11 protein-coding genes and 1 pseudogene are annotated in these 13,451 nt (G+C 73.1%); 7 read left to right on the top strand and 5 right to left on the bottom strand.

Annotated elements, in window-relative coordinates:
* Positions 1–1,166: SGNH/GDSL hydrolase family protein (locus ACFT55_RS13810; protein WP_380244408.1), on the top strand; the 1,166-nt coding region annotated here is incomplete at its 5' end.
* 93 nt (positions 1,167–1,259) lie between these two features.
* On the opposite strand, the gene ACFT55_RS13805 is transcribed toward ACFT55_RS13810, so the two are convergent.
* On the bottom strand, positions 1,260–1,508 hold the full coding sequence (locus tag ACFT55_RS13805) for a hypothetical protein (RefSeq protein ID WP_380244407.1): 249 nt from the start codon (positions 1,506–1,508) through the stop codon (positions 1,260–1,262).
* A 402-nt stretch (positions 1,509–1,910) separates the two neighbouring features.
* Between ACFT55_RS13805 and pgm the strand changes: the two genes are divergently transcribed.
* The 4 genes from pgm (at position 1,911) to ACFT55_RS13785 (ending at position 7,570) form a co-directional block, all read left to right on the top strand.
* Positions 1,911–3,590, top strand: coding sequence for a phosphoglucomutase (alpha-D-glucose-1,6-bisphosphate-dependent) (gene pgm / locus ACFT55_RS13800; protein ID WP_380244406.1), 1,680 nt, complete (start codon positions 1,911–1,913; stop codon positions 3,588–3,590).
* Positions 3,591–3,736: 146 nt separating this feature from the next.
* Positions 3,737–4,201 carry a MarR family winged helix-turn-helix transcriptional regulator gene (locus ACFT55_RS13795; protein WP_380244405.1) on the top strand — a complete coding sequence of 155 codons (465 nt, stop codon included), beginning with the start codon at positions 3,737–3,739 and terminating at the stop codon, positions 4,199–4,201.
* Between the two features lie 40 nt (positions 4,202–4,241).
* Positions 4,242–6,755, top strand: coding sequence for an MFS transporter (locus ACFT55_RS13790; RefSeq protein WP_380244404.1), 2,514 nt, complete (start codon positions 4,242–4,244; stop codon positions 6,753–6,755).
* A 5-nt stretch (positions 6,756–6,760) separates the two neighbouring features.
* Positions 6,761–7,570 (top strand): YceI family protein, encoded by an 810-nt coding sequence (locus tag ACFT55_RS13785; protein WP_380244403.1) that lies wholly within the window; start codon positions 6,761–6,763, stop codon positions 7,568–7,570.
* 10 nt (positions 7,571–7,580) lie between these two features.
* Here ACFT55_RS13785 and ACFT55_RS13780 read toward each other — a convergent pair whose 3' ends face one another.
* Entirely contained in the window at positions 7,581–8,510 is a 930-nt protein-coding gene (locus ACFT55_RS13780) for a DUF1524 domain-containing protein (protein WP_380244402.1), read from the bottom strand.
* A 14-nt stretch (positions 8,511–8,524) separates the two neighbouring features.
* Positions 8,525–8,842, bottom strand: a complete 318-nt coding sequence (locus tag ACFT55_RS13775; protein ID WP_380244401.1) for a GNAT family N-acetyltransferase — start codon at positions 8,840–8,842, stop codon at positions 8,525–8,527.
* Positions 8,843–8,900: 58 nt separating this feature from the next.
* Here ACFT55_RS13775 and ACFT55_RS13770 point away from each other — a divergent pair, with 58 nt between their 5' ends.
* Positions 8,901–10,202 (top strand): MFS transporter, encoded by a 1,302-nt coding sequence (locus tag ACFT55_RS13770; protein ID WP_380244400.1) that lies wholly within the window; start codon positions 8,901–8,903, stop codon positions 10,200–10,202.
* A gap of 22 nt (positions 10,203–10,224) precedes the next feature.
* Entirely contained in the window at positions 10,225–10,533 is a 309-nt protein-coding gene (locus ACFT55_RS13765; RefSeq protein WP_380244399.1) for a DUF6221 family protein, read from the top strand.
* 7 nt (positions 10,534–10,540) lie between these two features.
* Here the strand turns inward: ACFT55_RS13765 and ACFT55_RS13760 are convergent, their stop codons facing one another.
* Together ACFT55_RS13760 and ACFT55_RS13755 are read right to left on the bottom strand one after the other, a co-directional pair.
* Positions 10,541–11,848, bottom strand: a complete 1,308-nt coding sequence (locus tag ACFT55_RS13760; RefSeq protein ID WP_380244398.1) for an MFS transporter — start codon at positions 11,846–11,848, stop codon at positions 10,541–10,543.
* Between the two features lie 246 nt (positions 11,849–12,094).
* Positions 12,095–13,451 (bottom strand): annotated as a pseudogene (locus ACFT55_RS13755) (hypothetical protein); the annotation flags it as partial.

The raw sequence follows: 13,451 nt of genomic DNA, 5'->3' as shown, positions 1-13,451 counted from the left end.
GGAGCGGCACGGTGACCGGCACGGTGACCGGCACGGCGACGGACACCGCCGGGCCGGCCACCGACCAGGTGGTGTCCTGGGGGGCCAGCCCGGACGTCCTCCCGGGCAGCCTCGACGACCAGACGGTGCGGAACCTGGTGCACACCAGCGTCGGCGGGCCGGGGGTCCGCGTCGAGCTCTCGAACGCGTTCGGCACCGCCCCGGTCACGTTCGACTCGGTCTACGTCGGGGTCAGGGACGCCGGCGCCGACGTCGTCCCGGGCAGCAACCGGCGGGCGACCTTCGGTGGCGCGGACGCCGTCACCGTCGCGCCGGGAGCGCACGTCCTGAGCGACCCCGTGGACTGGAACGTCCCCCCGGACACGACCGTCGCGGTGAGCGTCCACGCCGTCGGGCAGCAGACCACACCCACGGGCCATCTGCGGGCCTTCCAGACCTCCTTCGTCGCCGCGGGCGACGCCGCCCACGACGAGGACGGCACCCCGTTCACCACGACGACCGACCACTGGTACTGGGTGTCCGGCCTCGTCGTCGACGCGCCCCGCGCCGTCGACACGCTCGCCGTCCTCGGGGACTCGATCACGGACGGGCGCGGCTCGACCGTCGGGGCCGACCACCGGTGGCCCGACTACCTCGCGGACCAGGTCTCGCAGGCCCCCGTCGGGGAGCGGTACGGCGTGATGAACCAGGGCATCGGCGCGAACCGCGTCCTGTCGAACGCGACGAGCCTCGGCGCCCTGGCGCGCTTCGACCGCGACGTGCTCGCCAAGCCGGACGTCGAGACCGTCATCGTGCTGGAGGGCATCAACGACATCGGCAACGGCGACGCGACCTCGGCCGACCAGCTCGTCGCGGCCTACCGCCAGCTCCTCGCCCGGGCGCACGCCGTGGGCGTCTGCGTGGTGGGCGGCACGCTCACGCCGTTCGAGGGCGCCTTCTACTACGACGCGACCAAGGAAGCCGTCCGTGCGGACGTGAACCAGTGGATCCGCACGACCGACGAGCTCGACGGCGTCGTCGACTTCGACGCCGCCGTCCGCGACCCCGCCGCACCTCGGCGCCTCCTCCCCCAGCACGACTCCGGGGACCACCTGCATCCCGGCGACGCCGGGTACGCCGCGATGGCGGCCGCCGTCGACCCCGAGGTGCTGCGCTGCCACCGCTGACGGGTTGCCTCTCCAGGGGCGCCTGCGTGAGGACATGCGTGTGATCGAACGCGAGGGTGAGTGCTCAGCGCCGTGGCCGCTCGCGGCTGTCGTTCAGTTGACCTGAGAGATGTCCTGTCCGCCCACGAGCGCTTGGCTGACGAGGGTGAACAACGCCGACGCGACCACTGCGCAGACATACGTGATCGTCACCGCCCGGCGGCGCAGGGGGCCCACAGTCCACTGCGCTGCGACTGCGGGGAAGGGGAGGATCGCCCAGGCCAGATACGGCAGAGCCGCGAGGACCAGGAGGGGGAAGCCGTAGGAGACCACCACCCGCCAGCGAGGCACACTTGCTTCCATGGCCGCGACCCTACGGTTTAGACCGGCAGCTGGTGTCGTTGGAAACGGTGAGCGCTGCCTTGCTCCGCACCGTATTGATCGCCAGGCAGCTGGTCAGGTCGGATCCCAGCCAATTCATGCCGACCCGGTAGTTGTACCCCAATCACGCTCTCACTTCCTCAGGGAAAGATTCGCCAGGACGATAATGCCACGTCTTCAACGCGCCAGAGAAGGCCGTGGAGAACCCCTATGCCGACCTTGCAGGACGGGCGACATTTGATTTCGCGTTATTTGTCAACTTCGCATGCGTCTTCATTATTTGTTTTATCGCGCACACGGGGGTCGATACGACGCACCTTGCTGCGACCGCCGCAATCTCGCTCTCGCCTGCGCGGACCGCCCAGGGCCTGGCAAGATCAACCCATGCACGAGCGCGCAGGGAAGCCGGCCCAGGACAGCGACCTCATCGACGTCGACCAGGTGGTGGGCGCGTACTACGACCTGACGCCGGATCCTTCGGACCCGGGCCAGCAGGTGGTGTTCGGCACGTCGGGGCACCGCGGCTCGAGCCTCGACACCGCGTTCAACGAGGCGCACATCGCCGCGATCACGCAGGCGATCGTGGAGTACCGCACCTCGCAGGGCACGGACGGGCCGCTGTTCATCGGCCGGGACACCCACGCCCTGTCGCTGCCGGCGTGGCAGACGGCGCTGGAGGTGCTGGCGGCCGCGGGCGTCACCGTCATGGTCGACGCGCGCGACTCGTTCACGCCCACCCCGGCGGTGTCGCAGTCGATCCTCATCCACAACGGCGCGACGACGGGCGACGGCGTCCGGACGGAGGGCCCGGGCCTCGCGGACGGCATCGTCGTCACGCCGTCGCACAACCCGCCGCGCGACGGCGGCTTCAAGTACAACCCGCCGCACGGCGGCCCCGCCGGCTCCGAGGCGACCGGCTGGATCGCGGACCGCGCCAACGAGATCCTGCGGACCGGCGGGCTCGCGTCCGTGCGCCGCGTCTCGCTCGAGGACGCGCTCGCAGCCGACACCACGCACAAGCACGACTTCCTGACGACGTACGTCGACGACCTGCCGAACGTCGTCGACCTCGAGGCGATCCGTGCCTCCGGCGTCCGCATCGGCGCGGACCCGCTGGGCGGCGCGTCGGTGGAGTACTGGGGCGCGATCGCCGAGCGCTACGACCTCGACCTCACCGTGGTGAACCCGCAGGTCGACCCGCGCTGGTCGTTCATGACGCTCGACTGGGACGGCAAGATCCGCATGGACTGCAGCTCCCCGTACGCGATGGCGTCGCTGGTGGAGCGCATGACCGGGGACGCCCCGTTCGACGTCGCGACCGGGAACGACGCCGACTCCGACCGGCACGGCATCGTCACCCCAGACGCGGGCCTGATGAACCCGAACCACTACCTGGCCGTGGCGATCGAGTACCTGTACGGCGGTGCCCGTCCGGGCTGGCCGGACGGTGCGGCGATCGGCAAGACCCTCGTCTCCTCGGCCCTCATCGACCGCGTCGCGTCCGGCCTGGACCGGCGGCTGGTCGAGGTGCCGGTGGGCTTCAAGTGGTTCGTGCCCGGCCTGCTGGACGGCGAGATCGGCTTCGGCGGCGAGGAGTCGGCCGGTGCGTCGTTCCTGCGTCACGACGGCCGGGTGTGGTCGACCGACAAGGACGGCCTGATCCTCGCCCTGCTGGCCGCGGAGATCATCGCGACCACCGGCCGCACCCCGTCCGAGCACCACGCCGACCTCGTCGCCCGGCACGGCGAGTCCTGGTACGCGCGGGTGGACGCCCCCGCGTCGCGGGACCAGAAGGCGCGGCTCGCCGCCCTGTCCCCCGACGCGGTGACGTCGACCACGCTGGCCGGGCAGGACATCACCGCCACGCTCACCGAGGCGCCGGGCAACGGGGCGAAGATCGGCGGCCTCAAGGTGACGACCTCCGACGCCTGGTTCGCCGCGCGCCCGTCGGGCACGGAGGACGTGTACAAGATCTACGCCGAGTCCTTCGTGTCGGCGGACCACCTCGCCGAGGTCCAGGCCGCCGCCAAGGAGCTGGTCGACGGCGCGCTCGGCGACGCCTGATTCGTTCCCGCGACGACGCTCGGCGCCGACTGACACCTTCCTGAGAAGGGCCCGCGCGCGCCGCGGTCACATCGCGGTCCCAATTTGATTTCAACAGGCAACCTTTTTATGTTTGCTCCTCGCAACCAACCGGGGGGTAGGCAAGCATGCCTGAGCACGCGAGGTTCGAGGAGCTCCAGCGCCAGCTGCGGGCCGTCGGCGTCGTCAAGCGGACCATCGTGCGCAACCTGCCGCACGACTGTCCGGTCGGCCCTACGTCCGTGCTCTCCACCCTGCACCGCCAGGGGCCGATGCGGCTGAGCCGCCTGGCCGACCTGCTCTGGGTCGACGCCTCCGTCACGAGCCGGCACGCGTCGCACGCCGTCGACCGCGGCTGGGTCGAGCGCACGCCCGACCCGGCCGACGGACGGTCGTCGATCCTCAGCATCACGGCCGCGGGGCGGGGGATGCTCGAGCAGATCTCCGGCCGCAGCGCCCAGCTGCTCGCCGACCGGATGACCGACTGGGACGACGACGAGATCGACCAGCTCGCCGGCCTCATGGCCCGCCTGCACGGCAGCTTCGCGGACTGCCCCCCGGCCGCACGCACCGCGGTCCCGGCGTCGGCCTGACGGCCGGCCCGCCCTCACGCAGTACCTCGAGAGGATCTTCATGGCAACGACCACAGCGGCGCCCGCGCACGCCCGGCGCTCAGCCCCAGGAGGGCACGCCGGGTCCGGCGGCGGCGTCTCGATGACGCACCGGCAGATCCTGGAGGCCCTGTCGGGCCTGATGCTCGGCATGTTCGTGGCGATCCTGTCGTCCACGATCGTCTCGAACGCCCTGCCCGAGATCATCACCGACCTCGGCGGCGGCCAGTCGGCCTACACCTGGGTCGTCACCGCGTCCCTGCTGTCGATGACGGCGACCACCCCGCTGTGGGGCAAGCTCGCGGACCTGTTCAGCAAGAAGGTGCTGGTCCAGGTCGCGCTCGTGATCTTCGTGCTCGCCTCCGCGGCCGCCGGCCTGGCCCAGTCCGCGGAGTGGCTGATCGTGTGCCGCGTGCTGCAGGGCATCGGGACCGGCGGGCTGTCGGCCCTGGCCCAGATCGTCATGGCGACGATGATCGCGCCGCGCGAGCGAGGCCGGTACTCCGGCTACCTCGGGGCGACGTTCGCCGTCGCCACGGTGGGCGGCCCGCTGCTGGGCGGCGTGATCACCGACACCGACTGGCTCGGCTGGCGCTGGTGCTTCTACGTGGGCGTGCCGTTCGCGCTCGTCGCGCTGATCGTGCTGCAGAAGACGCTGCACCTGCCCGTCGTCAAGCGCGACGGCGTGAAGATCGACTGGGGCGGCGCGTTCCTGTCCACGGCCGCCGTGTGCCTGCTGCTGCTGTGGGTCACGTTCGCCGGCGACAAGTACGACTGGAACTCGTGGCAGACGTACGCGATGGTCGGCGGCGCGCTCGTGCTCGTGCTGCTGTTCGTGCTCGTCGAGTCCAAGGTCGCCGAGCCCGTCATCCCCATGCGGCTGTTCCGCAACCGGACCGTCGCGCTCGCCTCGGTCGCCTCGCTGTTCGTGGGCGTGGCGATGTTCGCCGGCACGATCTTCTTCAGCCAGTACTTCCAGCTGGCGCGCGACAAGTCGCCGACGATGGCCGGCGTCATGACCATCCCGATGATCGGCGGCCTGTTCGTCTCCTCCACCCTGTCGGGCCTGATCATCACCAGGACGGGCCGCTGGAAGGCCTGGCTGGTCTCCGGCGCGGTGCTCCTGACCGGCGGCCTGGGGCTGCTGAGCACGATCCGCTACGACACCGAGTACTGGCACGTCGCCGTCTTCATGGCCGTGATGGGCGTCGGCGTCGGCATGATGATGCAGAACCTGGTGCTGTGCACGCAGAACCAGGTGACCACCGCCGACCTGGGCTCCGCCAGCTCCCTCGTCACGTTCTTCCGCTCGCTGGGCGGGGCGATCGGCGTCTCCGCGCTGGGCGCCGTCCTCGCGCACCGCATCCCCGACTACGTCGCGGACGGCCTGGCAGACCTCGGCCCGAAGGGTGCCGCCCTGGCGAAGAGCGTCGGCAGCGGCAGCTCCACCAAGATCCCGGACATGGACCAGGTCCCCGAGCCGCTGCGCAGCGTCCTGGAGAGCGCCTACGGGCACGGCATCGCGGACCTCTTCCTCATCGGCGCCTGCGCCGCGTTCGTCGCCTTCCTCCTCGTGGTGTGCATCAAGGAGGTGCCGTTGCGCACCCGCAACGCCGCCGAGCAGACTGCCGACGGCGCGCCCGCCGGCGCGCCCCAGGAGCTCGCCGCGCAGCCGTCCGTGGCCTCGTCCGCCAGCCCGGCTGCCAGCCCGGCCACAGGCGCTGCCGCTGCTGCCACCGAGGTGGTCGACCAGGACGGCGGCGCGTCGTCCGACATGGCCGGCGTGCCCGTGCAGGGGCTGGTCCGTGGTGCCGAGGGCGCTCCGCTGCCCCAGGCCGCGATCACGCTCATCTCCCTCGGCGGGCGTCAGCTCGGTCTCGCCCTCTCCCGGTCGGACGGCGCGTACGCCGTCGGCGCGCCGGGCGCGGGCACGTACGTGCTCATCGCCTCGGCGGACGGGTACCAGCCGCAGGCCTCGACCGTCGTCGTCGGCACCACCCCGCTGGCCCACGACGTGCTGCTGAGCGGGACCAGCGGGCTGCGCGGTGTCGTGGTCGGCCCCGACCGGCTGCCCGTGGCCGGCGCGATGGTGCTCGTCACGGACGTGCGCGGTGACCTGCAGGCCACCGCCACGACGGCGGAGGACGGGGTGTTCGCGGTCGAGGAGCTCGTGCCCGGACCGGTCACCGTCGCCGTGAACGCCGACGGCTTCCGCCCGCGGGCGCTGCCCGTCGAGGTGGGCACGGTCGGCGTCACGCGCGTCGACGTCGAGCTCGCGGCCGGCGCCCGGGTCACGGGCGTGGTGCGCGCGCCGCACGGGCCGCTCGCGGACGCCCGTGTCACCCTGCTCGACGCCGCGGGCAACGTGGCGGGCACCGCCACGACCGGGGACGACGGCGCCTACGCGTTCAGCGACCTGAGCGGCGGCGACTACACCGTGATCGCGACGGGCTACCCGCCGGCCGCGTCGGCCCTGAGCCTCGCCGGGCACGGTGTGGACGGCCACGACATCGCGCTCGCGCACCCCGCGGAGTGAGCGGCATGCTGACCGCCACCGTCCGCACCCCCGACGGGTGGGCCGTGCCGCACGCCGTCGTCACCCTCACCGACGCCGCCGGCGCCCAGGTGCTGCGGACCGGCGCGGACGACGACGGCATCGTGCGCGGCGAGGCCGCGCTGCGGCCGGGCGCGTACGTCGCCATCGTGACGGCCGTGGGCTACGCACCGTCGGCGTCCACGACGATCGTCACCGCGGCGGGGCACGCCGCCGTCGGCACGGTCACCCTGTCCCGGCAGGGCGGCACGGAGCTGCCGCCTCCCGGGCCGTGGACGATCGACCCGGCGCACTCCTCCGTCACCGCCGTGGCCCAGCACCTGGGCATCTCCAGCGTGCGCGGCCGGTTCACGGAGCTGGCCGGCCGGATCGACGTCGCGGCGGGCGACGTGTCCCGGTCGGGGGTGGCCGCGGTGATCGCGGCGGCGTCGATCGACACCGGCAACGAGTACCGGGACACACACCTGCGGTCCCCGGACTTCCTCGACGTGGAGCGGTTCGAGCACATCACGTACCGCTCCTCCGGGCTCACCCCGGTCACCCCCGGCCGCTGGACCGTGCACGGCGAGCTCACCCTGCACGGCCTGGCCCACCCGGTCGACCTCGACCTGACCTACCTGGGGACAGGGGCCGACGCGGAGGGGGTGACCCGCGCGGCGTTCCGCGCCACCACCGAGCTCCGCCGGGACGCCTTCGCGATCCGCTACAACGAGGTCGCCGCGGCCGGCGTGGCGATCGTCGGCACCACCCTCAAGGTGGAGCTCGAGGTCCAGGCCGTGCAGGGCGCCGCCGTCTGATCGACGGCCGTCACTCGCAGGCGACCCCGTCGCCGTCGCCGTCCAGCTGCGACGAGTAGCCGGGGTCGCCGCGCCGCACCGGCGCTGCGCCGGCGGCCCGCGCATCGGCGCAGCGCGCGAACGGGCCCTGCTCGTCCGCGGCGGAGGGATCCGTCGCGGACGGGTCGCCCTTCCCCTCGACCGACGGTGCCGACCCGCCGGAGGGCAGGGGCTCGTCGGGGCAGCCGGACAGGACGCGCGCGATGGCGTCGTGCTCACCCCGCGTGACCCACAGCGCGTACGCCTGCTTCACGGCCACCTGCCGTGCCACGTACTGGCAGCGGAACGCCTTGCTCGGCGGCAGCCAGGTCGCGGCGTCGCCGTCGCCCTTGCCGGCGTTGGTCGGGCCGTCGGCCGCGAGCAGGTTGAGCGGGTCGTTGGCGAGGCGTCGGCGCACCTCGTCGTCGAGCTGCTGCGCACCCTTCTGCCACGCGTCGGACAGCGCGACGACGTGGTCGATCTGCACCGCGGTAGACGTGGTCTGCCCCCGGCGGAAGTCGATGGAACGCCCCGTGTAGGGGTCGTCGAGCACGCCGCTCAGCACGATGCAGTCGTGGGTCTTCGGGTCGGTGACGGTGCGGCTCAGGTCGCGCGCCAGGATGTCGTTGCGCGTGTCGCAGCCGTTGTGGTCGACGTCCGCCCACGCCGGCCCGAACTGGTCCCGCGAGTAGCCGGTCTTGGGTGCGCGGCCCTTCACCGGCAGCGTGTCGAGCGCGACGAGCGCGGTCCCCGACGCGGCCGGAGCGGTCCCCGTGAGTGCGGGCGCGGCCGACGTGTCGACCTCCGCGCCGCCGAGATCGGTGGCCGCCGGCTCGAGACCGGCGGCGCAGCCACCGAGCAGGAGCGCGACGACGACTCCCAGCGCGGCGACACCACCGCGCGGTGCGACGGACGGTCGCACGGAGCTCCTGGCCCTCACCGGGCGGGGTGCGCGAGCAGGTCGGCGTGCTCGGGGTGGCGCTGCACGTAGGCCTTGATGAAGGGGCAGAGGGGCACGATCTTCTTCCCCGCCGCACGGACCTGCGCGAGCGCGCCCGCGGCGAGCTGCGACCCGATCCCCTGGCCCTCGAACGCCGGGTCGACCTCCGTGTGCGTGAAGACGACCGCGCCCTCCGCCAGCTCGTAGTACGCGCCGCCCGCCGTGCGTCCGTCGTCGAGCCGGGCGAGGAAGACCTGCTGGTCGGGGTCCTCGACCACGGTGACGTGGGTCGGCGCGGTCCCTGTGTCGTTCATGGCCCCATCCTGGCCGCTGCCGCCGACATCTGTCGCCTCCCGGTGCGAGAATCCGCAGGTGACAGTGCCCACTCCCGGGGCCTCCGACGCGGCGTCGGGCCACCGGGCCCGCAACCCGTACCTCGACGTCCTGCGCGTCCCCGGCGCCGCCCGCTTCTCCGCCGCGGGCGTGATCGCCCGGCTCCCTATGTCGATGGTCGGCATCAGCACCGTGCTCATGGTGCAGACCCTGTACGGCTCGTACGCGATGGCGGGCCGCGTCTCCGCGGTGCTCGTGGTCGCGCAGGCGATCGTGTCGCCGCAGATCGCGCGCGTCGTCGACCGCCGCGGGCAGGCGCGCGTCATGACGCCGCTGCTGGTCGCGACGACCGTCGGGCTGCTCGGCCTGGTCGCGGCCGCGCTGTCGGGCGCGCCGGAGTGGGTGCTGTGGGCGCTGGCCGCGGTGGGCGGGGCGTCGCAGGGCTCGTACGGGTCGCTCGTGCGGGCGCGCTGGTCGCGCGCGCTCGACGACCCGCGGCGCCTGCACACCGCGTACTCCCTGGAGGCTGCGCTCGACGAGCTCGTCTTCATCGTCGGTCCGGTGGTCGCGACCACCCTCGCGACGACGGTCGCCCCCGCGGGCGGGCTGCTCGTCGCCGCGATCGTCGGCGGCGGCGGCGCGGCCTGGTTCCTCAGCCAGCGGAGCACCGAGCCGCCGTCGGGCCGGGTGGCGGTGCCCGCGGACGGCGAGCACCTCGGGACGGTCGCGCACCCGGACGTCGTCGCGCTCGACCACCGCTCCGCGATCCGGATGGCGGGCATGCCCGTGCTGGCCGTCGTCTTCGTCGCGATGGGCGTCATGTTCGGCTCGAGCGACGTCGCGACGGTCGCGTTCGCGGAGGAGCAGGGCGTCAAGGGGATGGCCGGACTGGTGCTGGCGTGCTTCGCGCTGGGCTCGATGATCTCCGGGCTCGCGTACGGAGCTCGGCACTGGGTGTCGCCGTTGTCCACCCGGTTCGCGATCGGCGCGTGCGCGATCGCCGTCGGCGTCTCGATGTTCTTCTTCGTGCACCACATCGCGGTGCTGGCCGTCGTCATGTTCGTGACCGGGTTCGCCATCGCGCCCACCCTCGTCAACGGGAACGCGCTGGTGCAGGCCCTCGTGGCGCCGCACCAGCTCACCGAGGGCCTCACGTGGGTGGGCACCTCGCTCGGCGTCGGGGTGTCGCTCGGGTCGTGGCTCGCGGGAGTGGCGATCGACGCCGCGGACTCGCACGCCGGTTTCGTCGTCACGATGTCCGGCGGCTGGCTGTGCGCGATCCTCGCCGTCGTCGCCCTGCCGGGGATGCGGAGACGACGGCCGTACGCGGCGGCGACCTGAGCCCAGCCGGTACCTTCAGGTGGTGCCCACCCTGACAGAGTTCCTGCTCGCCCGGATCGACGAGGACGCGACGACGGCGCGCACGGTCCCGCCCGGCGCGGTCCGCGCCGTCGGGTACGACGCCGACCGGCTGCTGGCCGAGTGCGACGCCAAGCGACGGATCGTGGAGCTCGCGTACGAGGCCACGGGTCTCGACATGACCGTCGACCTCGACCGCGCGGTCACGGCGCGCGCCGACAGCGGGGTCGAGTTCGTCGGCGAGCGCATCCTGCGCGCGCTCGCCCTGCCGTACGTGCACCACCCGGAGTTCCGGCCGGAGTGGCGGCTGTGACCGCCGGCTACGGCTCCGGGTGCCGCGCGTCGTAGCGCCAGAACCGGGGCTGGGACCGCACGACGAGCCACAGGACGGCGACGCACGCCAGGCCGCCGACGACGGCCGCCCAGCCCTCGCCGAACCAGGTGGCCTCGGTGCCGAGCACCATCTCGCCGAGGCGCGGCCCGCCCGCGACCACCACGATGAACACGCCCTGCAGGCGGCCACGCATGTGGTCCGGCGTCGCCGTCTGCAGGATCGACTGCCGGAACACCGACGAGATCGCGTCGGAGCCGCCCGCCAGCAGCAGCGCCACACCGGCCAGCACCACGGCGCCCCACAGCACGCCGTCGGGCGAGTCCGGCCCGACGGCGACCAGGACCGCGCCGAACGCGGCGACGCACACGCCCCATGACGTGATGGCCCAGACGATGACCCGGCCCTGCCACCGCACGCCCACCAGCGCGCCGGAGAACACGCTCGCCAGGATGCCGCCCACCGCGAACCCGGCTGCCAGCACGCCCGTCGTCGTCGCGCCGCCGCCCAGGTACACCGCGCCCGCGGCAGGCCAGAGCACGCGCGGGAACGCGAGGACCATGGCCGCCAGGTCGACGACGAACGTCGTGCGGACGTTGGGACGCGTCGCCAGGTAGCGCAGCCCGTCGAGCACGGAGCCCAGCCCGACGACGCGGCGCCGCGCCGGCGCCGCCGTCAGGTCGCCGTCCGTGGACGGCTCTGGCGGCACGGCCGGGAGGCGCCACACCGCCCACAGGGCGGCGGTGAACAGCAGCGCGTCGAGCGTGTAGGCGACGCCGTACCCGCCCCACCCGACGAGGGTCGCGCCGATGAGCGGCCCGCCCGTGCGCGCGACGTTCATCGACAGCGTCTGCAGCGCGTTGGCGGCCGGCATGAGCCGTGGCTCCAGCAGCCGCGGCACGATCGACGTCCGCGCCGGGTTGTTGATGGCGAACGCCGCGGACTGCAGCGCCACCAGCCCGTACAGCAGGTTCACGGACCCGACGTCCAGCCACGCCTGCGCCGCGATGGCGGCCGTCACCAGCCACAGCACCGCCGACGCGAGCAACGACACCCGGCGCCGGTCGTAGTGGTCCACGAGCGCCCCGCCGTACAGACCGAGCGCGACCAGCGGGACGAGCGCCGCGATGCCGAGCGTCCCGACCGCGAGCGTCGAGCCCGTCAGCGCGTACACCTGGAGGCCCACCGCGACCACCGTGACCTGCGTGCCGACGTTCGACACGCCCAGACCCCACCACAGCCGTCGGAACGCCGGAGAGACGCGCAGCGGGGTGAGGTCGGCGATCAGGCGGGGCACGATGACCCACAGTAGGCGCGTCCCGTGGGCAGCCCCGGGCGGGTCTGCCGGTCGAACCGGTGATCCTCCGCCCGGGACCGCCCACGTGCCCCTTCCATCGCCGACGTGTCGTGGGCGCGGCCCGGCCCCCTGCGCCGTGCTGCGCCCACGCCGACCCCAGCCGGGGCGGAGCTGCCACGGGACACTCCCCAGTGATCCCCCGTGACAGCGCCGCCCCGTCCGGAGCCGGTGCCGGCTCCGGAGGGGTCAGCGGTGGTCGACCGCAGGCACCGGCCGACGACGCAGCACGAGCGCGAGGCCGGACAGCATCAGCAGCAGCGCCAGACCCAGCAGCCGCAGGTCGGCGCCCGTCGTCGGCAGCGACTCCGTCGTGCCGACCGCCGCCGCCTGCATCACGCCGTCCGACATCCCGCCGTCCGCCACCGCGGCCGACACGACCGGACCGCCCAGCGGGGTGGTCGAGCCGTCACCGGTGCCGTTGTCGCCGGTCCCGTTTCCGCCGTTGTCGTTGGTGCCGGAGCCGTCACCAGGGTCGGTGCCGTCACCAGGGTCCGTACCGTCACCGGGGTCGGTGCCGTCACCAGGATCGGTGCCGTCACCAGGATCGGTGCCGTCACCAGGGTCCGTACCGTCACCAGGGTCCGTACCGTCACCAGGATCGGTGCCGTCACCAGGGTCGGTCGCGGTCGTGCCGTCCTCGAGGACGTCGTCCACGAGGCCGTCCTCCGCGAGGAGGTCGTCCGTCACGGCGCCGAGGTCGCCGTCGAGCAGGTCGTTCGCCGTCTGGTTGACGTCCTCGACCACGTGCTCGACCAGCTCGTCGGTGACGCCCTCCTGCGGCTCGTCGGCGCCGATGATGTCGTCCACGACACCGTCCTCACCCACGATCCCGTCGACGGTGCCCTCGACGAGGTCGTCCGTCCCCAGCAGGTCGTCGACCGCACCGGTGGAGTCGACGACGTCGTTCAGCACCGGGTCCAGACCCTGGTCCTCCAGCAGGTCGTCGACCAGGCCGCCCTCCGCGGTCAGGTCGTCCACGACGCCCGGCAGGTCACCGGCCGTCACCGAGTCCAGCGTCGAGTCGACGTCGTCCACGACGGCCTCGACCACGCCGTCGGTCACGCCGTCCTGCGGCGCGTCCGCGCCGACGACGTCGTCCACGACTCCGTCCTCACCGAGCAGGCCGCCGACCGTGTCCTGCACCGTCGACCCCGTGCCCAGCAGGTCGTCCACCGCACCGGTGGAGCCCACGACGTCGTTCAGCACCGGGTCCAGACCCTGGTCCTCCAGCAGGTCGTCGACCAGGCCGTCCTCCGCGGTCAGGTCGTCGACGACGCCCGGCAGGTCACCGGCCGCCAGCGATCCCAGCACCGAGTCGACGTCGTCCACCACGGCCTCGACCACGTCGTCGGTCAGACCGTCCTGCGGCGCGTCCGCGCCGACGACGTCGTCCACGATCCCGTCCGGACCGAGCAGGCCGTCCAGCAGCCCACCGAGGTCACCGAGGTCACCGAGGTCACCGAGGTCACCGAGGTCACCGAGGTCACCGAGGTCACCGAGGTCACCGAGGTCACCGAGGTCACCGAGGTCACCGAGGTCACCG

This window comes from Isoptericola sp. NPDC057191, from assembly GCF_042670225.1.
Classification (GTDB): Bacteria; Actinomycetota; Actinomycetes; order Actinomycetales; family Cellulomonadaceae; genus Isoptericola.
Note: the sequence above shows the minus strand (reverse complement) of the source record. Positions and strands in the feature narration are given on the sequence as shown.

Excerpts from the sequence above, each read along its gene's own strand:
- ACFT55_RS13790 (WP_380244404.1), top strand. The coding sequence starts at position 4,242 with ATGGCAACGACCACAGCGGCGCCCGCGCACGCCCGGCGCTCAGCCCCA.
- ACFT55_RS13805 (WP_380244407.1), bottom strand. The coding sequence starts at position 1,508 with ATGGAAGCAAGTGTGCCTCGCTGGCGGGTGGTGGTCTCCTACGGCTTC.
- pgm (WP_380244406.1), top strand. The coding sequence starts at position 1,911 with ATGCACGAGCGCGCAGGGAAGCCGGCCCAGGACAGCGACCTCATCGAC.
- ACFT55_RS13785 (WP_380244403.1), top strand. The coding sequence starts at position 6,761 with ATGCTGACCGCCACCGTCCGCACCCCCGACGGGTGGGCCGTGCCGCAC.
- ACFT55_RS13775 (WP_380244401.1), bottom strand. The coding sequence starts at position 8,842 with ATGAACGACACAGGGACCGCGCCGACCCACGTCACCGTGGTCGAGGAC.
- ACFT55_RS13795 (WP_380244405.1), top strand. The coding sequence starts at position 3,737 with ATGCCTGAGCACGCGAGGTTCGAGGAGCTCCAGCGCCAGCTGCGGGCC.